This window comes from Prevotella sp. oral taxon 317 str. F0108, from assembly GCF_000162415.1.
In the GTDB taxonomy this organism is placed as follows: domain Bacteria; phylum Bacteroidota; class Bacteroidia; order Bacteroidales; family Bacteroidaceae; genus Prevotella; species Prevotella conceptionensis.
The window spans coordinates 469,191-493,354 of the sequence record NZ_GG740074.1 but is presented as its reverse complement, the minus strand read 5'-3'; the positions used below and the strand labels follow the sequence as shown (position 1 = coordinate 493,354).

The window sequence follows — 24,164 nt, the reverse complement described above, 5'->3', positions numbered from 1 at the left end:
TCCCTGAATATCAACATTAAACTTTCTTAAATTATTGATATTATTATGCGTTTTATTGTAATAACTAATTTTATCCATAGCCACATCCTGAGTTAATCATGATTATAAATCGAAGTTGTCTTGACTTTTAATTTTTCTATAAATTGAGAGGAGTTTATTATCTTTGTGCTACTAAACCAAGATAAACACTCTTCTCATGTACGAAGTACTCGACAAAGGTACAATAAAATCTGAAATTCTACCGCATTTGTCTGGAAAAAACGTGGGTATGTCCTTAAAAGGCGATCAGGCGGAAGTCATTTAATGTATTCTCTACAAGTTGAAAACAGGCTGTCAATGGCATATGTTTCCTGTCTCATCTTTCTTCACAGGGAGGGTGTTGCATGATAAAACGGTGCATGGGCATTTCCGCAAATGGTCGAGAAATGGTGAATGGGAGAAGGTGTGGGGCATCGTTTTGCACCGTTATAGGTCTTTCTTGGACATGTCCAGTGTGGAATTGGACGGCAGCCACACCACCGCCCTTCGTGGTTGGGAGTGCTGTGGCTATCAAGTACGCAAGAAAAGGAAGACGACCAATTTCTGGATTTATGGCCTGTGCGAGGTCTAAGTGCATCATGTTATATGAACATTTCGGCAGACCAAATGGGCTAATCCAAGCCTGTCTCAACCCAAATTGGGTATTCGAGCCGGCAAGTTAAGGATGTGTTAAAATGGTAAACATGTTTTACAAAACGCACTTTTTGGCCGAACCATTCTAGAAGAAAAACCTTGAAAAACCCATATAAAATGCGCCCAAGTGATAAAAACAGCAGCAAACATTGCGTGCTTTTCCCTCAACTTTTTGCCATTTACTATGCTTTTGCATTTCTCTTTGAAGAAAATTTGTGTCAGAATTGCATCCGTAACAACAAAAAATGCTGGTCAAAACGCTTGTTTTTGCATTGCATTTAGCATCAAAACGCATTGCATTTAGCACCAAAACGCATTGCATTTAGCACCAAAATGCACTGCAATTTGCACCAAAACGCAAGGCTTTTAGCACCAAAGCGCAGACAAAAGACATGAAAATAGAATGTAAAGGGTTGTTTATAAACAAGTTAGCTCTTAAAGACAAAAAGCGGCTTGGCGGCTTTTGGCAGAGCACTTAGTTGTGCCCTGCGCCCCAATTGTATGCTAAAAAAGCCGTGTTTTGCGCTTTGTTTCTCGCAAATAGTTGTAAATCATGTTGTTATAAACTTGAAAAATACGCGCCAATTTTCGCCTCACGCCCAAAGATTTTACGGCGAGGGCACTCACAATGTTAAAGTTTGGTGCAAATATTTTACATTCTTGTGGCAGCTGTTCCGCACCATTGAATGGTTTTAGCGTTATGCCCAAGTGGGTTTATTATAGCCCGTACCGGTTTTGTTAGATTGTCGGCATGTTGCCAGTCTTATCACTCCCCTCGGTCTTTGGTGAGCGTTTGTGGGTGTGGCTGATAATTCTTCGCCATCATTTCCCAGCATAGCTTCAACCAAACGATAAGGCAAGGCAGGGCTTTGAGCGAGTAGGCTTGGATGTATTCGCGCTTGATGGCACGCGGATAAAGGTCGGACGAGCCCATGCTCGACAGCAAGAAAACGAAGACAAGCAGCCAAATATCGGCCTTGCCACGCTGCCAAGGGGCAGCAAAATACCATACGCACACGCCGCTAAGGGCAATGATGTACGAGCTAGACTCGCTCCCCGTACTGAAAAGCACCGTGAAAAGCAACACCGAGGCAAGCAAAGTCATGCGGAAACCTTCGTTGCGCCATTGCTTAAAACGAAGGTAGGGCAGGGCGAAAAGCACAAGGGCTGGGGCTAAAATCAGTAAGTCGCTGTATTGGGGGTTGCCCAACACGCGCCTAACCATGCCCAATGCCGAGATGTTTTGCGCCTCGGATGCCAAGTTTTCGCCGTTTTTCTCAACCAAACACACAAACCACTCGTGGTATTGGCTCACCACATAGCCCGGACTACTGATAATCATCGGTGCTACGAACAACACAACACCCCAGAACAACAACGATAATACGAACTTGCCCTTATGCCTGGAGAAGAAGAAAAACGCCAAACCAACGATGCCATAGAGTTTAACGAAGGTGCCAAGCACGATGAGGCAGGCCGCCCAAAAGTCGCGTTCTTTCTCTATCAAGGCGTAACTGGCGATGATGATTGCTGCAATGGTGATGTTGAACTGCTGCATGAAGAGCGACGTGAGCAGTGTTTCGCTGCAAAACCAAAGCACGAACATCTGCTGCCAGCTGCTAAACGTGCTCCGCGTTATGGCGAAATAGAGGGTTAGCGATAGGGCGATGCACCAAAACACAAGCCCTAGGGGTATGGGCATCAGCGCGAAAGGGGCTATTACGAGCGAAAAGAATGGGCCGTAGTGGTTTACGTCGTAATATTCTAGCGGATATTCTGCGTAGAGCGATGTGCATTGCAATGTGTGCCAAAACACACCGCGGAAGATGCGGTAGTTGTTGTCGGTGCGGTTGTATTTCAACACGGCGGCAATAACCGATAACGCAATCCATAACCAAAGAATTGTGCGGCGGTCGTGAAAAATGGGCTTGGCCAAAAACGCTTTAGCTTTTGTTGTGATGTTGGATGACATGTTTTTGAGGTGGTGAGTTTTTGAGTTTATAAGTTTCTGAGTTGTTATTTGAGGTGGTGAGTATTTGAGTTTATGAGTTTGTGAGTTGTTGTTTGAGGTGGTAAGTATTTGAGTTTATGAGTTTCTGAGTTGTTATTTGAGGTGGTGAGTTTTTGAGTTTATGAGGTGGTGAGTATTTGAGTGTGCGAGTTTCTTGGTTTTCAAGCCTTTTATCTAGACTTATTTGCGTTATATTTCTTAACGCGGAGTTGAGAACTCATAAACTCAAGAACTTAAAAACTCAAAAACTTACCACCTCATAAACTCAAGACCTCACCACCTCACAAACTCATTCCGCCACCATTCGCCACACGGTTGCGATGAGCGTAGTCATTACAATGCCTAGGGCTAAGGGCAACAAAGTGGCCACGGTAGTCCATTTGGCACTCTTCGTTTCCTTATAGATGGTGTAGATAGTGGTTGAACATGGGTGATGCAATAGGCAGAACACCATGAGGCAAACGGCCGTCAGCATGTTCCATCCGCCCAACAGCAGTATTTGTTTGGTTTGTTGTTCGGTGCCTTCCATCAGCACGCCAGCTGCGCCCATGTCGCTTTGTCCCAACACAAGCATCGTCAGCATCATTACCGTTGGTATAACAATCTCGTTGGCGGGAATGGCCAACACGTAGGCAAGAAGTATCACGCCGTTCAGCCCCATCAGCCATCCGGGCTTGTCGAGTAGCGATATAAGGTGCTGGGCAATGGTGGCATCGGCCACGTGGATGTTGCAGCAAAGCCATATCAATGCGCCTGCCGGGGCGGCAAACACAAGGGCACGCCACAGCACAATCAGTGTGCGGTCGATGATAGAGGTGTAAAGCGTTTGCCAAAACTGGGGCGGACGATAGGGCGGAAGTTCGAGATGGAAGGTGGAAACCTCGCCGCGAAGGATGGTTCGCGACAGCAGCCACGAACTGCCGAACATGAAACCAACGCCCATAAGCACCACCGTCATCACCGCTACCAGCGAAACCATGCTGCTATATCGTGCAGGAACGGCTGCGCCGATAAACAGCGTGGCCAACAATATCTGTGTGGGCCAGCGGCCATTGCATAGCGAAAAGTTGTTGGTGATGATGGCAATGAGCCGTTCGCGTTGGCTGTCGATGATGCGTGTAGACACTACGCCGGCCGCATTGCAGCCAAAACCCATGCTCATGGTTAGGGCCTGCTTGCCGTGCGCGCCCGAACGGCGAAACAATTCGTCGAGATTGAAGGCCACGCGAGGCAGATAGCCGAAATCTTCGAGCAGGGTGAAGAGGGGGAAGAAAATGGCCATAGGCGGCAACATCACCGATACCACCCATGCTGTGGCAAGGTAAACGCCATCTACAAGCAAACCCGTGAGCCACCAAGGGGCGTGCATGGACACGAAAGTATCGTGTAGGGCAGGGTGAATGATGCCCACCAACAATTGGTTGAGCCAGTCGGAGGGATAGTTAGAGCCGATGATGGTGAGCCAAAACACGCCGCACAGCAAGGCCAACATGATGGGGAACCCCCAGATGCGGTGGGTAAGTATGCGGTCGAGTTTAACGTCTAGCGGCAGCCGTCCGCGTTGGTTGCCCTGCGTAACCACCTCGCTGCAAATCTGTCCCGCTTGTGTGTAGATGTCTTCCACCCACAGGTCGTGGAAGTTACTGCCAATTTCGAGCAGCAATTTTTCGGCAAGGGCGTTCAGTTCGGGGTTTCCGAAACGCTCTTTCACGCTTGTGTCGCCCTCGATTAGCCTGAAAGCAATCCACTCGGCGTTGGAAATGTCGGGGTGTGTCTCGGCTATTTTGCGCGCCAACTCCTTGACATGCTGCGCGGCATGTGGCGGAAGGTTGGTAGAGCGGTGGGGGCGGCACTTGTATTCGCCCTCTGCCACTTGGCGCATACGCTCTAAAAGCTGGTCGATACCTTGCCCCGAACGGGCCGAGGCCCCCACAACGGGGATGCCCAAACGGCGCGAAAGGGCGTTAAGGTTGATGTCTATCTTGTTTCGTTTGGCCTCATCCAGCAGGTTAACGCACAGCACGGCCTTGTCGGTAATCTGCAACACCTGCAAGATAAGGTTCATGTTGCGCTCCAGTCGGGTGGCATCGGCCACCATCACCGTAACGTCGGGCTGTCCGAAGAGGATGAAGTCGCGTGCTATTTCCTCGTCTTCCGAAGTAGACGAGAGCGAGTAAGTTCCGGGAAGGTCAACAATGCGGTAGCCTTCGCCTTGGTAAGCGAAGTAGCCTTCGGCCTTTCCCACGGTTTTTCCAGGCCAGTTTCCGGTATGTTGTTTCAGTCCTGTAAGGGCATTAAACACCGTACTTTTACCCGTATTAGGGTTTCCGGCCAATGCCACAACGTAGCGTTCGCCGCCCGCTTGCGCACCGCGCCGTTGCAAACTGTGCATCGCCGCCTTGGGGCAAGCGTCACAGGGAGATGTATTTTGTTTGTTGGGCATAATCGTTATTGTAGTTTTGGCTTGGCGTTATCTTTTGTTATAGACATTGCCTTAGTTGTAGCCATCTGCAAAGTTACCATTTTTATGGCAATTAGCGCGCAGCTTTGCTCCCCAGTTTTGTTGCTTTACCTAGCTATGGTGATTGAATGCAGTGTGTTTTTTTCGTTCTTGTAGCAGATAATTCGGTTATGTCTGTAATTTGATTGGGGTTGAGAAATGTGTTATTGATATAGCGCACTACCATCTACATGTGGCTTGCATGCTGATGATTTGGCTTGTTTCACGAGTATAAAAGTGGGCGATTTTTCCTTGTTGATCAATTCCTTGGTCTTTGGGTAAGCAGTGAAATATATTATTTGTGTAAAGTTTTGCTATTTGTTTCTTTTTACATAACTTTGCGCTATGCACTGCAATGGGTAATGATTGTGGTGCGTGAAAGAACATAAGTCAAACTAAGTGTATGGAAAAGATGAAGAAAAGCGGTAAGATTATCTTTGTGGTGTTAGGCATATTACTTGTTTTGGGTACGGGTGTTTTCACTTATCTGAACCACATTCCCAAAGCAGAGGCGTTTGGATATGAAAGCCTAGTGTTGTGTGTGACGACCTTTCTTTTTTACAGACCCTTTACTAAGCGGGGTGAGTTAGAGGCTATTTTATTGAATTTCGTCATTATATTGGGTGTTACTGCGGTTGTTACTGTACCCGAATGGACGTTCAACAACATCATTACGGCTTGGGGATGGAGTGCAATTGGATTTCTTGTTGTCTGTGCCATCAGCTTTATTGTGCGCAAAACCAGGCTGATGGATGTGGAAAATAGGCCTGCGGAACATAATTAATGCCCCAGCACGTAGGGTATTGTGTTTCTGGGCATAGCTCAAACTAACTTGATTGCGCTAACAGTCCGATTGTTTTAGCACTTGGTTTTCGCTATGAGGTAATGGCGGAACGACTGCGTTTTGTACAATATTAGATGTGCCGCTGCATATAAATTGATGGGGATGGCTGTCTGGCTAAACAGGTTGAATTGGCCAGACAGCACCAATTAATCCTTCTATCTCAACATTGTCCCAAGCTACACGTTAGGCCAAACACGGCTTAACGCTTTTGTTCAGTTAATAAATAGGTGAGATAACCTGTTGACAAGTAGTGAAACTGCCTGTTAACAAGTAGTGAAACTAGCTGTTAACAAGTAGTGAAATTGGCTGTTAACAAGTAAAGCTGCTAACCGGCAAACAAGGCTTGAAAGCCATTTCATCTTGCAAAAAACGCTAGCTTTCGGCTGCATGATGACGACCGAAAACCAGCGTTGATAAGTCTTATTTGCTCTTCTACCGCCTTTCTCTAAGTGTTAGACAAATTCGTTTCTTCGGTAGAGAACATCCAGCAAAAGTAGGATTCTGCTTAGAAGAAGTAGGCTACGCCCAATTGCCAAGCGTTGCTTCGGCCGTCGTATTTCTTAACAGCGTCACCAACAGCATCCTTTGAAATCTCCACTTCACCCGTCTTTCCAACGGCAATGTTGTAGCTTAGAGTGGCTTGGAGATGGTCTGCCAAGGTGCAGCCTATGCCTAAGTTGATGCTAAAATTGGACGATTTAAGTGTCCAATCGGCCACTTCGGGAACGATTTCCTTGTCTTTCTTACCCAAGTTGAATGCTACCTGCGGACCGGCAAAGAGGAAAATGTTGGCTGTTTCGCCCAAGCCGAAAGAGTAGCGTGCATTGATGGGAATGGCCAACTGCTCGCGAGAGACAACAGAACCGAGCTTGCCATCCTCGCTCTTCATCTTAGATTCGCGCTTTTCGTATAGCGCGGAGATGTCCATGCCCATGCCAACGATGGGCAGCGTGAACTTAACCGTTGGGCCAATAAAGAAACCTAAGCGGTTGTCGGTTTTCCAAACGTCGTCGTTTACCGAAACTTCGGAGGTGTTGATACCACCTTTTAAACCTAACTTCGTTTGTGCACTGGCATTTGCAGATAAGGTCAATGCTGCGGCAAGCACAGCCATCTTCATCATCTTTTTCATACAATAATAGTTTTAAATTAAACAAAGTGCGCACTTGCAACGCGCTGGGTGCGCCAAATACGCGTGAATATTAGGATTAGTGTCTTTCTCTTCTTACCGACATGCGTGGCGATGCGCTGCCCTGACTGCTGCGTGCAGCCTTCTCTTTCTTGGGTGCGGGTGCCACTGTTGCACGGCGGTTGGCGCGGGGGGCTTTTACTCCGCGGCTGTTTTTCGTGGTTTGTGCCAGACTGTCGGCTTGTTGTGGTGCCTTCACACCCCACATGCCTTTCTCGAAAGCGGCTATCTCCGCCTCGATACGTTTTTGTTCTTGTGCCATAGCCGAGTCGCTTTTGCAGTATTGTGCAAGCGTAAGGCCCAGCATGTTGTTGGTTTTATATATCTTGCCGCGATATTTGTTCATCGTGAAATAGTCGGCTAAGCTCATGGTTGCGGCGTTGTTTAGGTTGCTCGTCATCACCGTTTGCTTGGCCAAGAAGGGTGCAAGGTCGTCGTACTTCACCCAAAACAAGGGGTAGGTTGTGGCATCGCCGAAGTCGTCTTGTCGTTTCATGATGGGACAAAGGGCCAGAACCTTGGTGTGGAAGGTGGCCGTTGCCTGGTCGTAATAGGCACTTTCCTTGATGTAGTAGGACGTAACCTCGCGCGAAGGGATGTCGCTGTTGTCGATGCGCACACGCCCGTCAACCCGCTCGTAGAAGATGTGATAGTTGTCTAGCAATGCCAATGGCTTTACGCGAGCCGAGTCTTCAAAGCTCTCGTTGCCGTCTAACCGATACTCGTATGCCTTTACTTGTCCGCGCATCACCAGCTTAAAGAGGTAGGTGAAGAGGTTCATGCGGCCGTCGATGGGCTCAACGGGGTAGTAAAGTCCTGCGTTGGCATCTTCGGTAAGGTTCAGTTCGCGGTATATGTCGCGCCTCCAAACAACGTCCTCGTCCATCTTGCTTTGTGTGGGAAAGGATATTCGCGCCCTCAGGCTCACGTTGTCGGCGTTGCCTGTGGCGGTGTTTTGTTGGTTGTTTCGGCGTGCGGCAGGTTGTGCGAAAGCCACTTGCAGGGCGCACGACATCAAAAGTATGAATGCTAATCTTATCATCTGTTGTTGAATTGGGTTGGATGTTGGGGTGCAACTGTTGCCTAATGGCCTATGCTTGCTGCCTTATTGGGCTGCGGCTTTGCCGGCTTTGCACCCCGCATTGTTACCTTACGATTACCTCCATTGCCTGCGGTAACTTGCGCGTAATGCCATCGGGGCCTACGGCCGACACGTTGCTGATGTAGAAACGCTTGCTATGCGACAGCTTGCGGAAGGCATCTCGCTGGCGTTCGGAGAACTGACTGCCTGCCGAAGACATGGGAACGGCGTTGCCGATGTTGTCGAAGAACACTGTCTCGAAACTTAAAACGCGGAAACGGATGTCGAGAATGCCGTCGTCGATGGCGGCATTTATGCCCTCGGCACCCATCAATGCGCCCTTGCTTAGGCCGCCTCCTTTAAAGCGGTCGGTGCCTACGGCGATGTAGGCAGTGGGGTCGGGCAGCTTACGAACATGGAAAACGGCTTGTCCCAAGGAACGAACCTTACCCTTATCGTTGGCTGTTATATTGAAGGTTACGTCGTGTCCAACGGCCGAAGGCACGGCCACATAATGCCCGTTGCCCTTGTTGGTGAGCTTACCACCTGTCATGGTCATGCTGATGGCGTTCTGCGGGATGCCCGAAACGCTAACGCTCATGGGGTTTGTATAGCCTGCATAGAGCACGTTCATCAAGTCGGCGGCCACCGTTGCGGCTGTTGGCATGGCCACAACCTCGTACTTTTGCAGGAAGTTTCGGCGCAGAACCTCGCCCGAACCGTTACGCATGGTGATGTATCCGCCAAACGAATGTTGGCCTACACCGCCTGCGGCGAACGAGTATTTGCCGCCCCGAAGGTTCACACGCGCACCGTTTATATATATGTCGGGCTGCTGTGTGGTGTCTACCGCCGCCATAACGATGCTCGCCGAGAACGTTTCGCCGGGATAGAGCGTGGTTTTTTCGGGTATCACAAACGCATCTAGCTTGTTCACCCTAATATCTTTCATGTCGATGTTGGCCACTAGCGTGTGCAACACTTCGCCTTCGGCGTAGCGTATGTCGCTCTGTAACTTCGACAAAAGGGTCACTGCGGCCGACACGGGCATGCTCTCGAACATGTATTCTTGCCAGTTCTTGCCCATCGAACGCTTGCCTTTGGGTATCTCGGTAGAGAGGTTTTGGGCGATTATTTCGCGTTGTGTGGGGTCGTTAACCATCTTTAAGATGTAGTTTCGGTAGGCGTTGATGCCCTCGTAAAGCTTACGTCCCTTTCCTTCAATCGGAGCTAGCATCACATGGCTTGCTGCTTCGAGGTTCTCTTTGTTCACAATGTCGTGTACGTCGGCGTCGCTCCCATCGGCCTCGCGAACGATGGCTACCTTAAGCTTTTCAACGAAATTGAACAGCGAGTCGCTGGCTCGCTTTACCCCTTCGGCTTTGTCGAACCACGCCTTTACTTTCTCCGGGTTCGACTTTAATTGGCTGGCGAACACGTCGTATAGTGCCTCGTTCTGCTTGGTGGAACCCGATATGGTGCGTTTAAGGCTATCCTCAACCACCGAAAACCCTTCGAGCACTTCGGTGGAAACGTTGAGAGCCAGCATCGCCATGAGTACCACATAAAGCAGGTTAATCATCTTTTGGCGTGGAGATATGGGCCTTTTCTTTATTGCCATCTGCCGCGTTGTTATGGGTTTTGCATCTTCATGTTCACCGTCATGGCCTCAATCATGCGGGCATAGATGGCGTTTAGCTGCTCAATCTGTTGCGCCATGCGTCGGCTTTGGTCGTTAATCTGGTCGATTGTGCCGATTTGCTGACTTGCTCCTTTGAGCTGCATCTCGTAAACCTTGGTGATGCCTGTGAGCGTTCGGTTAAGGTTTTCCATCTCTTCGCTGTCTCTTGTGAGGCGCGCGCTTTGCTGACTAACCTTTTCCAACGTCTCGGTAAGTTTGTTTAGCTCGTCAATATAACGGCTTGTAGCCTCTACCACTTCGATGTCGGCCAACAATGGCGAACCCTGAGCGGCGTTTGCAGCAGGCGTGGTTTGGGCGTTGGCATGGGTATGAGCCGCAGGAACTTGGCTTGCAGGCGTGGAAACGTTGGCCGAAAGAGCCACTGTGGGCTGCTGAACACCAACGGCAGACTGTCTAACGGCTGCTGATTGTTGCTGTTGAACACCGACAACGGGCGGCTGTTGAACTGCGGCCACACGTATTTTTGTGGGCTGTTCGGCACTAACGTCTGTGCCTTCAAGATGCTCTTTTGTTACGTGCGATGGCAGGTCCATGCCGTCGGCGGTCTTGTCGAAAGGCCGGTCGAAGGCCGAAAGAAAGAACACCACTACCTCCGTTCCCATGCCGAAGAAGAGCATGAGGTTGGCACCGGGCAAGTGTGTAAGCTTGAAGAGTGTACCAAGGATAACGATAGATGCGCCCCAACTGTATGCGTAGTTGAGGAAAGTTTGTCCGGGAACGCTATCCATCCACTTTTGCAGACGATAGACGAGGTTGTATTTACTGTACGATGTCATTTGCTTTTTTGCTTTTGAGGTTTGCCCGTGGACGTTGTTGCCAGGCTTCTAACACAGCGAAAACCGATGTATGCGCGCGGTTGGTTTTGGTATTCCCAGCTGCGCCATGCACTGCGGATGTACGATTCGGGGTCTTTCCACGACCCGCCCCTCACGCTTTTCTTCTTTAAGCGGTAGGGGTCTTCCTTAGCCGCCTTGTAATCCAGCTGCGGGTTGAGGTCGTTCATCGCGTCGACACCGGCCTCGGTGTATATGGTACTGGTCCATTCGGCCACGTTTCCGGCCATGTCGTACAGGCCATTGCTGTTGCTTGGATAGGCACCAACACGACTCGTTATGAGGTTTCCGTCTTGCGTATAGTCGCCGCGGTCGGGCTTAAAGTTGGCGTAGAAACAGCCTTGTCCGTTCTTTACGTTGGGATTTTCCCAAGGAAACTCGGCTCCGCTTTTGCCGCGGGCTGCATATTCCCACTCGGCCTCTGTGGGTAAGCGGTAGCGTTGCACGAAACGAGCCACAGCTCCCAAGCCTTTAAGCAGATAATCGGTGCGCCATGCACAGAAGGCGTTGGCTTGCTCCCACGTTACGCCCACTACGGGATAGTCGTTGTAGGCAGGATTGCTGAAATAGTTGCGCAAGTACACTTCGTTGTCCGAGTTGGTGAAGTCGTTCACCCAGCAAGTAGTGTCGGGATATACGTTTACTATATATGTGTTGAGGAAATCCCACGGCCCACTAAGCTGCCTGTTGATGGTTTCGCTCACGATATTCCCGTTGTCGTCCACGTACGCCGTGTCTTTCGATATCATCACCTCTTCGTTCGGGTCGACGGTAAGGTCGGTATTGAGGTTGCGTTCTTGTGGCAGGATGCGGTTTTTACGCAAGGCGGCCGTTGTGTAGTCGTAAATCTCGTAGCGATAATTCAGCTGTCGGTAGTCGAGCAACTTCTCGCCTGTAACGGGATTGGTTACATACATGCTCTCGATGGCGCGCTGTTCGTCTTCGTTAGGCTTGCGTGGCAGCGGCTTTTTCCAGTTAACCTGCGGGCGAATGGCGTTTCCGTCCTTGTCTTCGGTTATCATATAGGTTTCGTCGCCGCCGTAAGCCGGGTCGGCCAAGCGTGTGCGCAGGATGCTGTCGCGTACCCAATTCACAAACTGCTTGTACTTCGAGTTGGTCACTTCGGTTTCATCCATCCAGAATCCATCCACCGAAATGTCTTTAACGGGCGTGTTCTTGCCCCACAGACTGTCGCCTTTCTCGATGCCCATCTTGAGGTATCCACGCCCTACACGGGTCATTCCGTAGGGCGTTGGCTCAGCGAAGTTCTTGCTCGAACCCACGCCAACCACTTCACCACCACGTCCGGAGGCGGACAATCCCTTGCCGCCGAAGCATCCTGAAACCATCAGCGACAGGCCAAAGGCGCACAGCGCCAACACGATTTGCCTTTTTCTCTTCATCATCTGTTTTATCCAATCAACACGAGCCGCACTCTCCTGCATGCCGTTCTGCGGCAAACCGCCCGTTGCCCAAGGCCTTTGCGTTGGGGTGCGCCCTACAATAGTCTTACGCTTTTATGTTTATTCTTTCCTTTTTTAACGAAATTCAGTTCCTGCTCATAGCCCACGAACAGCTCGTGGCTGCCGTTTCCCGGCTTAATGGCCGAGGTGTACATCTCGTAACTGTACCCCAACACGATGCCGTGAAAGCGTCCGCCAACCATGCCCGTTACCGAAATGGTGGGCGCATAGCTCACACCTGCGTACAACAAGCGTTTCTCGTTGGTGTATTCCACGCGAGTGGAGATGTCTGCACGATAGCCAGTGCCGTCTGTACGCACCAAAGCCGAGGGCTTTATCTTAACAAACGGATTGCGTAGCGAAATATTGCATCCGCTCGTTAGATAATATGTGGGGGCGACGTGCAGCTCGTGGCGTTCGCCTAGTTCAACGGTTGGCGAATTAAGGTGTTGTGCCGATAGTCCCACATACCATGTTCTGGCCATGTAATAGAGGCCAACGCCCAGGTCAACAGCGTTTCCCGTCTCCTCGCTTGTAGGCAAGGCGTGGTCGTTTGTATCGGCAGGGTCTAGTCGTGTGCCGTCTATGTTCTCCAGCAGCAACGCTCCTTGCAGTCCCAATCCCAATGTTGCGCTGCCCAGTTTCAGCTTATAGGCGTATTGTAGGGCAATGCGTTGGTGTTTGAAAACGCCTATTTGGTCGTTCATTAGCTGCACGCCTGCGCCGTGGTTCATGCCTGCGAAGACGAACGGCATATCTGCCGCGAGCACCATTGTTCGCGGATTGTTCTCAAAGCCCGCCATACTCATGGCGTATGCCCCCGTTATGTTAAGCTTCGGCTGTTTGCCCACGGCAGCAGGATTGAACGTGGGTTCGAGGTCGAAGTAATGCGAAAAGGTCGCATCGTATTGGGCACTGGCCTCCGAAAAGCCCAGAACCAGCCACAGCGTAATGATGGTTAAACGTTTCAACACGTTGTGTATAACGCGCGGCAGGCGGATATATTGTGCGTGGCGGGTGAATTTTTGAATCTTTTGCTATTGAATGTTAAATATGTAATTCGTAAGAAAAATTTTCACTTAATTACTTGCGCATGTCGCTTTAATAATCTATTTTTGCGGAAAATGTAAGACGTAAAATTATGAGAAGCTTACATATCTTTTCTAAAGAAGCATCGCTCACAGTATGCATTCTACCAATTCGCGGTGTTTGACTGCTTGGTTGGCTCATTTTGAATTCCAACCAACTCCTTATTTTTGTTACCACATTTTTAGTTTAGGTGAAAAAATCACAGAGCAATCATTTGTTTACTGAGAACAAAGCAACCTCTACTTTAATTTAGAAATTAACCCCATGCCTAATAAATTGCATGTGTAAAATTTCATTAGATCGCACTCAACAAATTAACAAAAACACATTCCCTATGAGAAATCTTACTATTTTACTAATGCTATTGCTTTTGTGTATATGCAGCAAAATGCAAGGGCAATATATACAACGCTATAACTACACTTATACTTATAATGCACAAGGCAGTTGCACTTCCCGTGTTCACGTTAGTTCCCACTCCAATGATGGCGACATAAAATACCCCAAACTATCAGAGGTAGAAGTTTCACCAGTCCCTAATTTTGACACTCAGATTACATTGTGGGTAAGAGGAATGCCCAAGGGGCAATATGCATCATACCTCATGACTAATTTGGGTGGGCAGGTTGTCTTTAAAGGACGGACAGGAAATGGAAGTCTTACCTTAGCAACTGGTACATTGCCAAGGGGGCTCTATATACTAAATGTAAATGGTGCAAGAATAACGAAATCTTATAAGTTATCTAAAGGGATGTTTAACAAGCCAAGTAATTGATACTTTCAAGTAACTCCCACACTTGTAAAAGATTTATTCCGTTCAAAGAAATATCGAATGAGGAATATAACTTGTTGCATACTCAAAGCTGGGAGCATCTTGAACTAGAGGAATCAAACGCTGTCTTTTTGAACTTAGAAATAGCTCCATTGAATTGATTTTGCATGCAGACAATGCATATTACTGCTTATTCCCACACGGGAAGGGGACATTGCTTGTTGAGGTTACATGTATAGGCTTTGCCATTCACGGGTTCACTATGTAAGTGACATCCAAATTTGTTTCTTTTCAAAATAACGCTTTATGTAACCCCTTTAAGATAACAGAAACAATGACGTTATTTCTATCTGTGTAAATTACACACCCACTTCAGAATGACAAGTGAAACGTTTGATGCAACAATCTAGATTGTGTTGCTACAATCTTGCAGGAGGTTACTCCCAAAAAACGAGATTTGAAAAGAACGCATTCACTTGAACGCAGAAATAAAAAAGTGTATCTAAACTTTAAATGTATGAGAACGTATTTACTCACGCTACTATGCTTGTTAGTGGCAACAAAAGGTTTCACACAGGAACGCCTTTATACAGAAAAAGAACATGGAGGTATCGAAAATGGTGTCTTCGGCAAAATAAATGATGAGATAAATGTCTCTCCCACGGGCCAATTATCGTATGAAATACCTATACCTACCATCCCAGGAACGGCTGGAATGAAGCCAAATTTATCAATAAGTTATAATAGTTCCACGAAAAACGGTTTAGCAGGATATGGTTTTGACCTTACGGGACTATCCATCATAAGCCGTGTTCCTTCTGATAGGTTCCATGATGGAACTTCGACGGTAATAGGCTTTTCACGAAGCGACCATTTTGCATTAGATGGACAGAGGCTATTCAATTGCTCTTACTCTACAGAAACAACAAATGAATATCGAACAGAGAACAACTCTTTTGCAAGAATTATAGCAAAAGGAAAGAGTATAAATCCCGACTCATTTATTGTATATACAAAGTCAGGGCTGATTTATGAGTATGTTCCAGTGGCAATAGCCCTAGGCAAGACAAAAACAGATTTCACCCTGTTTTGGCTAGTATCTAAAGTTACAGACACAAAGGGGAATTATTTTACTGTCACGTACCGAGGCGAAGCTGAAACCAATGATTTTTATCCGCACAGAGTAGAATATACTGGAAATGCAGCTGCTGGCCTTACCCCTTATGCTTCTATTAACTTTTCATACAGAGACAATCTTTATTCTCCCGTGACCTATATTACAGGAGTAAAGGTTAAAAGAAGCCAGATCCTTTCGTCTGTCTCCCTATCTATGCAAGGGCAAACAGTAAGATCTTTTAGTCTTGATTATCAGGTTGTAAATCGTAAATATCAGCTTTCTAAGATTACGGAAAGTGGTGTGGGACGTGAAAACAAGAATCCTACACAGCTGACATGGACCAACCTTAACGATTTCAACGTAAAGAATTACGACTATTCCAAAACAAGCTTTATCCATAAAGCCACCTTGACCATAGGTGATTTTAACGGTGATGGATTAGCAGATTTTATTGCCACGCCAGAAAATAACGATGCAGGTTGGAAAGGTTGGAAACTTTTCATCAGCCACGGAACTTCTTTTGAACTTGCTGCAAGTGGAACTTGGAATTGGAACGACAATGATCTTGAGCAAGTGGTTTGCGGAGATTTTGATGGTGATGGTTATACGGATGTGGTTGCAAAGAGATGTGTTTCTGGAACATGGCATAATTGTGATTTGTACACTACTTCCGTGGATGCCAACAAAAAGGTTCATTTAAATTTCTCCAAATGTTTTATCTCACTTCAAAGCAATTACACCATTCAAACAGTCGAACTAAATGGTGATGGGGCAGCTGACCTATTCGCTTGGCTTTCTGACTCGCGGGAATGCAAACTAATATATTCAGTAGAGGGCGAGTACGGCATAAAACCTCTTGATTATACTGCCACTCGTTATTGTTCTGCTAATTGGGATCGAGTGGAGTTCGGAGATTTCAATGGTGATGGACTAACAGATGCCATGAACCTTAACGAGTACGGAAACAGCATCATGTACAGTGATGGTGCGGGAACGATGACTAAAGAGGATTGGACATCATGGCCCGACAAAAGGCATTATATGGAGTTAGGTGACTTTAATGGTGACGGTAAAACAGACATGCTCCTTACGGGATGGACGGCTGACCCTAACAGTGGGGGCTGGAGTGATTGGTGTATAAATTACTCAAAGGGAGACGGAACTTTTACGAGAGAGTATTACGAAAAACCTTTCGATGCTCGCTCAAAGCATCTTTTCATTGCTGACCTAAATGGAGATGGTTTCGACGACATGCAAGCCGTAGACAACACATCCTCAGGCTATAATACGACACGGCCCCAAGTTTATCTTAATGATGGTAAGGGAAACTTTTACCAGCAGATCAAGGGGGAGTCAGTATATGCTACTGATAAATGGCACTTCTACGTAGGAGACTTTAATGGTGATGGTAAAGCTGATTTTGTTTGTACATCCGATTGGAACAAGAGCTGGTGGGATGGTTATCAGCTTTATTTGATGCCATCTACTAAGAATTGTCTTCTCACAGGAATTAAAGATGGACTAGGAAACACCACAAATATCGAATATAAATACTTAACTGATGACACCGTTTTTAAAAGGGGTGAAACAAACCGCTACCCCCTTGTTTCTATAGGCTCGTCATGGCCTGTTGTTGCATCAGTTTCGACACCAAACGGAATTGGCGGAACAAACGTTACTTCCTACAGATATGAAGATGCGCTTTTCCATAAAAATGGACGTGGGTTGTTGGGCTTTGCAAAGTGTTATGTAAAAGACGAAGCAACAAATACACTGACAACTACGGATTATGCTGTCGACAAGCGAGCGTATGTAATTGCACCAAGTCATAGCCAAACAACGATTAACAACAAGGTGATTGACGAAAGCGACTATACCTATACGTTTAAAGCAGACTACTCTTATTCAATTTATTTTAAGCACATATACACCTATATGCCAGAAATGGTTCACCAAAGGAGCTATGAATTTAATACAGGTGAATTGATAAAGGATGTAAAGACTAATTATGAGTACGATAATTTTGGGAACACCACAAAGACAATTATTAAAGATGGAGACGTAGAAACAATCACAACCAACACGTTCACCAACAATACGGATAAATGGTTCTTGGGTAGGCTTATGGAAAGTATCGTTTCCAAATCTTATGAAGGCAATACGATAACGCGGAAGTCTGCTTTCGAATACGATCAAAGTTCAGGATTACTGTCTGCGGAGGTCTTTGCACCAGACAACGCTAACCTAGGCTACCGTAAGACCTATGTCCACGACAACTTCGGAAACATCATTAAAAGTGTTGTGTCGCCGCTTGCTCATAATTCCATCGAAAGGGTTACTCAAACCATTTTCGACACCAAAGGAAGAAACATAATCCGCTCAATCAACAGTCTTGGCTTTACCGAAACTTCAACATTTAATGAGGCAACAGGGCTTGTTACAACTTCTACGGATAAGAATAACATTACCTCTAATTACACTTATGATGTGTTTGGCAATCTTGTCACGGCATCCAACCCCATATCAAAGGCGTTAAAAACAATAGGATGGAGTTCCAAAATGCCTGACGCTCCAACAAATGCTTTGTATTTTGAATGGAGCAAAGTTACAGGACAGCCTGCTGTCATCGAGTTTTACGATTGCCTAGGTCGCTTGTTGAGAAAGGTTACAGAGTCGATTAATGGGAAGAAGGTCTGCATAGATCATACTTATAATAAACGGGGACTTATAGAGAAAAGTTCCGAACCATACTATATTGGCGATCAACCATTATGGAATTGGAACGAATATGATGATGCTGGTAGAACAACAACACAGATTGCCTCTGATGGAAGTCGTTATACATTTCAGTATGCAGGGCTTAAAACCGCGGTGTCAGATCCTCTCGGCCATGCCAGTACAAAGGTTAGTAACCTTAATGGCCTACTAGTGGAAAGCATTGACAATGCAGGGACAAGCATCACTTACAAATACAATCCTGACGGGAAGTGTGTCGAAACAAAAGGGCCAAGAACAACCATTAGCTGCGCTTATGATATGGTGGGTAATCGAGTAGGCCTAAACGACCCGGATTTAGGATTTTCAGAAGATACCTATAATGCATTTGGGGAACTTGTTGCACACAGAGATGCACATGGAGAAACTAGATATGTATATGACTCAGGCGGACGCATAAAAGAAGAACTCCGACCGGACGTAGAGGTCTTTACTAGATATGATAAAGGTTGGAAAGGCGCAATAGATGTGGCTTTTTCAGAAGGTCCTCCTAAGTCTCATAACTTATATTCCTATGATAGTTATGGCAGGGTTGTTAAAAAACAGACATTAATTGATGACAAAGAATACGATATTGTCTATACTTATAACTCAGCAAACCAAGTTGAAACGATAAAATATCCTTCAGGACTCAAAATCAAATACGAATATGATGCGTGCGGGATACAAACTTCGGTTGTGAATGCTGATAACCAAAAGGTATATTGGAAACTACTAAGCCTAGATGCAAGAGGGCAAATAGAAAAAGAAGAATACGGAAACGGCCTTGTTACAACAACTACCCATGACCCCAGGAAGGGAACCATTGCCAGTATTCTGACCCCAGGAGTACAAAATTGGGGCTATAAGTTTGACCCCGTAGGTAATCTCATCGCACGCCACGACTTAAAAAGAAACCTCGAAGAGGTCTTCACCTACGATGACATGTATCGTCTCACCACTGTTAGCAAAAATGGACAGGTAAAACAGTCCATGACTTATGACAATGCAGGCAACATAACCAGTAAGTCTGATTTAGGAACATACACTTACCTAGACGGTTCAAACAAACTGCATGCCATTAAAAACAGTAAAAGCCCCCTTACAACATGGGATGGTATCACCTACAATTCTTTCGATAAGATCACTGTCGTAGAAGCTCGTGGCACATTCATGTACATAGGATATGGCGTTAACAAATCTAGGGTATTGACCGACATTGATGATACTCGTAGATATTATGTGGATAATTTGTTCGAACAAAAGATTAAGAACGGCAAAGTTAGTAACACCAACTATATACTTGTTTTTGATAAAGCAATTGCCATCGTATCTCAAGAAGACAATGGTAGCAGCAGTGTTAAATACCTGCACCATGATCATTTGGGTTCTATCCAGGCATATTCTGATGAGACGGGCAAGCTTTTTCAAGAGCTTAGCTATGATGCATGGGGGGTAAGGCGTAATCCTGACACTTGGGTCGAGTTTTCTGTGCTGACATCAAGCAACGCTTACAACGACCATGGTTTTGGAGGACACGAGCATATCGACATATTCGAAATGATAAATATGGACGGCCGGATGTACGACCCCATTGTAGGTCGCTTTATCTCTGCCGACCCTTTCATTCAATCACCAGACCTTTCACAAAGCCTCAATCGCTATGCATACTGTATAAACAATCCGCTTTCCCTAATCGACCCATCAGGTTATAGCTGGTTTAGCGAAAACTGGAAAACCATCACAGCATCTATCGTTGGAATTGCTGTAACCGTTGTTACCGCGGGGTCGGGCAGTGGAGCTGCTGTTGCACTCATTGCTGGTGCTGCGGGTGGAGCTGCTGGCGCATTAACAGGTGCTCTACTAAATGGAGCAAACATTGGGCAAATAGCTAAATCAACCTTTATTGGTGCATTTTGGGGTGCCGTTACTGGGGTCGTGAAGAACTATGTAGGAGACATTCAACAATTTTGGCTACGCATTGGTGCGCATACGCTTTCAGAGGGAGCACTTGAAGGTCTACAAGGTGGTAATGTTATTCATGGCTTCATGATGGGAGCAACATCTTCCTTAGGTAGCAGTTTCATTGAAAGCAATCTCAAACCTCTTGGTAAGGTGGCAGAGGTTGCAGCCAATTCTATTCTTGGCGGAACGATCGACGAGATAGGTGGTGGCAAGTTCGCAAATGGAGCGATCACAGGGGCATTCACAATCCTATTTAACGACATGATGCACACAGATGGAAAAAAGACGAAGCAGCAAACCAACGATGACGACAACAGCAATCAACTTGCAGGATCGCTGGCTCTTGCCGGTACTGCTCTGCTTGTCGATGATGCAACAGGAATTGGGGTAATAGACGATCCCATCGCCTTCGCTCTCTATGCTACAGCGGGTGCAATCATAACATGGAACAGTGCCACCGCTATTTATAAGGGGATTAAAGACTCTTATTTTAAACCAATGGCAGCAGAACATACAAAAAATAAATGCAAACAAACAAATGACAAACACACGAGGAGGCATTCTGGAAGAAGATATAATCAAAATCAGAATGCAAAGAAAGGAGAAAAAAATCAGACTTATGAACCAAAACCCAATCCAAACAAAAGACATTAAATTATGAGTAAACTAGCACAATTGATAAAGCAGAATCGGTTTAAAGCCGTAGAAAACCTGATGCGGAAAAAGCTCGAACAGGAACCCGAGAACGTCTATTTCCTCGCCCAACTGGCAAATGCGCTTTGGAACCTCAATAAAGACGAGGAGGCATTGAGCTATGCCGACAAGGCCAAAAGCATTTCTCCCACCAATCCGCTAACGCTTTTTACCCGCGCCCGCGTTCTTGGCTCGTTGCACAAATTCGAAGAGGCTGCTGCCGAATGGGAAGAACTCATCAGCATGGGGGAAGCGGAGGTGGCGGAGAAAGGCTTTGGAAAGGGTTGGGCAAAGTCGGTGATTAACAATGCCCGATATTACAGAGCCCTTTCCCTGGGCGAACTTAGCAGGGACAAAGAGGCGCTCGCCCTGATGGAAGAACACCTGAAACACCGGGGCAAAGGCGTACGGAGCGACTTCACAAAGAAGGAGGCTACGCTGTTTTATAAAGAACTGAAATACAGCTATCTCAATTCGGGTGTGGATTATTCGGATGAAGGTTACGCCACCAGTGCACAGGCCCATCGAATAGAATGGAGGATGGAAACACTAGAAGAGGCCAGGCAATGGGATAAGCTGGTGCGTTATCTTAAAGGTGTTTGCAAACGTTATCCCAAGGAATATTATTTCCAAGTGCGACTGTCTGAATACAGCAAGAAGGTTGGGAACAAGGCCGATTGCCTTAAATATGCCGAAGAGGCCTTTGCACAAGAGCCTAACGACCCGCTGGTTAAATATAATTACGCCGTGGCATTGAAGTATTGTGGCCGAAATGAAGATGCCTTGGCGCAGTTCGAAGGCCTTGTTGCACTAGGCCTAGACTACATCGCCTACTCGGAACATGGCGAGGGAATGCGCTGGGCAAAGAAAATTGTGCGGCACTCGCAGCGGTATATCGAGGAAATCAAACAAAAGGAAGAAACAGCAGAAAACCATTAAAAGCAAGATGTATGAAGGCATATACCTGCGCGACGGAATGGAAAGGGCAAGGGCGTTTTTGGCAGAGTAAGTGAAGGCTCATCCCAAAAATACGCAACTGCGGAGCATGTTAGACGATTGGGCCGACATCGCCAATGGTTTCGAGCAAGAACGTACCATGCACTCCAAAAGCCCGTCTACCAGCCCTTAACCGCACACAAAAGGCAGTGGCGAAAGTCCCGTCTGTCGTGCGAAAGCAGAAACATAAGCAACTAAAAGCTCTAACTAAACAATGTGGATATGGACAAATTAAATCAACTAATAAGGCAGAAGAAATATAGGGCAGCAAGTAATTTGCTGCGCAAGATGGTGGAGCAGGCACCAGAAGACGGCTATCTGCTCACCCGGATGGCAAATGATTTGTGGGATGATCGCAAAAACGAAGAGGCACTGCAATATGCGGATAGGGCAAAGAAAGTTGAACCAACCGACCCCTACGTTATTTATACGCGTGCCCGCGTGCTTTGGGCGTTGGACAAAAACGAAGAGGCGATTGCCGAATGGGACAACATCCTGAATATGAGCGAGCACGACTTGAAGGAAAGCGGGTATCGCCCGATGTGGATTAAGACGTTTGTTAACGATGCCCGATATTACAAAGCCCTTTCCCTTCGCGCGCTTTTCAGAGACAAAGAGGCACTCACCCTGATGGAAGAACACCTGAAAAATAGGGGAAAGGGCGTACGGAGCAACTTCACAAAGAAGGAAGCTACGCTGTTTTATAAAGAGCTGAAATACAGCTATCTCAATTCGGATGTGGATTATTCGGATGAAGGTTATGCCACCAGGCCACAGGCCCATCGAATAGGAAGGAGGATGGAGGCACTGGAAGATGCCAAGCAATGGGATAAGCTGGTGCGTTATCTTAAAGGTGTTTGCAAGCGTTATCCCAAGGAATATTATTTCCATGTGCGACTGTCTGAATACAGCAAGAAGGTTGGGAACAAGGCCGATTGCCTTAAATATGCCACAAACGCCTTTGCACAAGAACCCAACGACCCGTTGGTTAAATATAATTATGCTGTGGCGTTGATGTACTGTGGCCGAAATGAAGATGCCTTGGCGCAGTTCGAAGGCCTTGTTGCGCTAGGCCTAGACTACATCGCTTACTCGGAACATGGCGAGGGAATGCGCTGGGCAAAGAAAATTATGCGGCATACGCTGCGGTATATTGACGATATTAAACGAAGTTGTGTTGACTTCTAAACTTTCTATAAATTGAGAGGAGTCTGTTGTCTTTGTGATGCCGACACAGGATAAACGCTCCTCTCGCATAGCAAGTGTAGGGTAATTCAATTCGCAGGTTTCTAACTAACAAGTTGACGAGTTTACCAGTTGACAAGTTGACGAGTTCACAAGTTCACAAGTTGACAAACTCATCAACTCACATACTCAAAAACTCATCAACTTACGAACTCCTCAACTCACATACTCCTCAACTCACAGTTCCATCAACTCAAAATCTTAAATCCGATATTTTTATTTTACAATATCGTTCTGTTTTTAGCTCCGTTCTAGCGAAAATATCGGTTAAAAAGTAGGTAAATGGCTACTGTTTTTGGCCTTTCAAGTCTTTCGTCTTGTCTGTTTTTGAGAAAGCAACCTGCATTTTGCACCATTTAGCCTTTCTAGAATGGTTGCCAACCCATTATTTTTTACGCCCAAATATGCCCTTTTAGTGCCTAAAAACCCACTTTTTGATGGCCATTTTGCCCTTTTGGGCCATGTTTTTCATGGTTCTAAGAGGTTTTGTCTATGCTGTGGCAGTGAATTTTTATGCGTTTTGTCTTACGTTTAGCCTCATTTTGCACTGCATTTAGCACCATTTTACCTTGCATTTTGCACCAAAACGCACTGCGTTTTGCGGCATTTCACCTTGCGTTTTGCATCAAAACGCAGTGCATTTAGCGGCAAATTACACCTGATTTTGCTGAAAACAGCCCAAAATCTGGTACAAGTTGCGGTTTTATGCAATGTGTATTCATTTCACTTGCATTTATAACCATCCCACTTTTGCCCCTAAACAAACCTCCGCGAGAATCGATTTTTTGCGGCAAGGTTGGCGATTGGTGGATAAAAATGGCACTTATAGTGTTAAATTTCTTGCTGAAAAATTTACAGCGGTGGCAAGTTGACGGGTGGGAAGGTAAGCGAGAAGGCAAGTTGAAGGGGGTAACAAGTAGACGAGCAAACGAGTTAATGAGTGTACGAATAGCCGGCTTACAAGCAGGCAAGGAAACGTACTTGCCCCAGAACGACAAGCTTTTTGCAGCGGTGTTGGCCACGAAAGAGCATCAAAAGGATGTTGCTTGTTCCTCATTTGCGGGTCGTGGTTGCCCTCGCACCGCACACCGCACACGCAAAAGGAGCCGAACTTCCATCACTGGAAACCCGGCTCCAACCAACAATTTAACTTTATACCTTGACTAAAGCTAACTTCTATAATCTAGAAAACCTTTTAGCCACAACTATGTTTATTTGCGTCCTTGTTATCCTAAACA

General features: G+C 46.5%; 14 protein-coding genes. 6 read left to right on the top strand and 8 right to left on the bottom strand.

Translation table 11 applies throughout. The features are described from left to right. Positions 1-319 precede the first annotated feature (319 nt). Positions 320-610, top strand: a complete 291-nt coding sequence (locus HMPREF0670_RS17535; protein ID WP_410524382.1) for a hypothetical protein — start codon at positions 320-322, stop codon at positions 608-610. An 828-nt stretch (positions 611-1,438) separates the two neighbouring features. Here the strand turns inward: HMPREF0670_RS17535 and HMPREF0670_RS11350 are convergent. Then, a complete protein-coding gene (locus tag HMPREF0670_RS11350) occupies positions 1,439-2,644 on the bottom strand; it encodes a glycosyltransferase family 87 protein (protein WP_044078176.1) in 1,206 nt (401 codons plus the stop codon). Between the two features lie 328 nt (positions 2,645-2,972). Next, positions 2,973-5,126, bottom strand: coding sequence for a ferrous iron transport protein B (feoB, locus tag HMPREF0670_RS11345; protein ID WP_009231292.1), 2,154 nt, complete (start codon positions 5,124-5,126; stop codon positions 2,973-2,975). Positions 5,127-5,586: 460 nt separating this feature from the next. Between feoB and HMPREF0670_RS11340 the strand changes: the two genes are divergently transcribed. After that, on the top strand, positions 5,587-5,967 hold the full coding sequence (locus HMPREF0670_RS11340) for a hypothetical protein (RefSeq protein ID WP_009231291.1): 381 nt from the start codon (positions 5,587-5,589) through the stop codon (positions 5,965-5,967). A gap of 565 nt (positions 5,968-6,532) precedes the next feature. Here the strand turns inward: HMPREF0670_RS11340 and HMPREF0670_RS11335 are convergent. The 6 genes from HMPREF0670_RS11335 to HMPREF0670_RS11310 all read right to left on the bottom strand — a co-directional run bounded on the left by HMPREF0670_RS11335 (position 6,533) and on the right by HMPREF0670_RS11310 (position 13,269). After that, positions 6,533-7,159 (bottom strand): porin family protein, encoded by a 627-nt coding sequence (locus HMPREF0670_RS11335; protein WP_044078175.1) that lies wholly within the window; start codon positions 7,157-7,159, stop codon positions 6,533-6,535. Between the two features lie 76 nt (positions 7,160-7,235). Continuing rightward, entirely contained in the window at positions 7,236-8,258 is a 1,023-nt protein-coding gene (gldN, locus tag HMPREF0670_RS11330) for a gliding motility protein GldN (RefSeq protein ID WP_009231289.1), read from the bottom strand. 103 nt (positions 8,259-8,361) lie between these two features. Beyond that, positions 8,362-9,918 (bottom strand): gliding motility protein GldM, encoded by a 1,557-nt coding sequence (gene gldM, locus HMPREF0670_RS11325; RefSeq protein WP_009231288.1) that lies wholly within the window; start codon positions 9,916-9,918, stop codon positions 8,362-8,364. A gap of 11 nt (positions 9,919-9,929) precedes the next feature. Further along, positions 9,930-10,775: a gliding motility protein GldL gene (gene gldL, locus HMPREF0670_RS11320; protein ID WP_009231287.1), complete on the bottom strand. Its 846-nt coding sequence runs from the start codon at positions 10,773-10,775 to the stop codon at positions 9,930-9,932. After that, a complete protein-coding gene (locus HMPREF0670_RS11315) occupies positions 10,772-12,235 on the bottom strand; it encodes an SUMF1/EgtB/PvdO family nonheme iron enzyme (RefSeq protein WP_044078213.1) in 1,464 nt (487 codons plus the stop codon). The genes gldL and HMPREF0670_RS11315 overlap by 4 nt, the downstream gene beginning before the upstream one ends. Before the next feature lie 95 nt (positions 12,236-12,330). Then, positions 12,331-13,269: a PorP/SprF family type IX secretion system membrane protein gene (locus HMPREF0670_RS11310; RefSeq protein WP_044078174.1), complete on the bottom strand. Its 939-nt coding sequence runs from the start codon at positions 13,267-13,269 to the stop codon at positions 12,331-12,333. Positions 13,270-13,718: 449 nt separating this feature from the next. Here HMPREF0670_RS11310 and HMPREF0670_RS11305 point away from each other — a divergent pair, with 449 nt between their 5' ends. From HMPREF0670_RS11305 to HMPREF0670_RS11285, 4 genes are all read left to right on the top strand, one after another. Then, a complete protein-coding gene (locus tag HMPREF0670_RS11305) occupies positions 13,719-14,159 on the top strand; it encodes a T9SS type A sorting domain-containing protein (RefSeq protein ID WP_044078173.1) in 441 nt (146 codons plus the stop codon). 454 nt (positions 14,160-14,613) lie between these two features. Further along, the gene (locus tag HMPREF0670_RS11300) at positions 14,614-20,646 is read left to right on the top strand and encodes an FG-GAP-like repeat-containing protein (RefSeq protein ID WP_009231284.1); all 6,033 of its coding nucleotides are present in this window, start codon (positions 14,614-14,616) and stop codon (positions 20,644-20,646) included. A 3-nt stretch (positions 20,647-20,649) separates the two neighbouring features. Next, on the top strand, positions 20,650-21,624 hold the full coding sequence (locus tag HMPREF0670_RS11295; protein ID WP_009231283.1) for a hypothetical protein: 975 nt from the start codon (positions 20,650-20,652) through the stop codon (positions 21,622-21,624). Positions 21,625-21,903: 279 nt separating this feature from the next. Beyond that, positions 21,904-22,869: a tetratricopeptide repeat protein gene (locus HMPREF0670_RS11285; protein ID WP_044078171.1), complete on the top strand. Its 966-nt coding sequence runs from the start codon at positions 21,904-21,906 to the stop codon at positions 22,867-22,869. Positions 22,870-24,164: the final 1,295 nt, after the last annotated feature.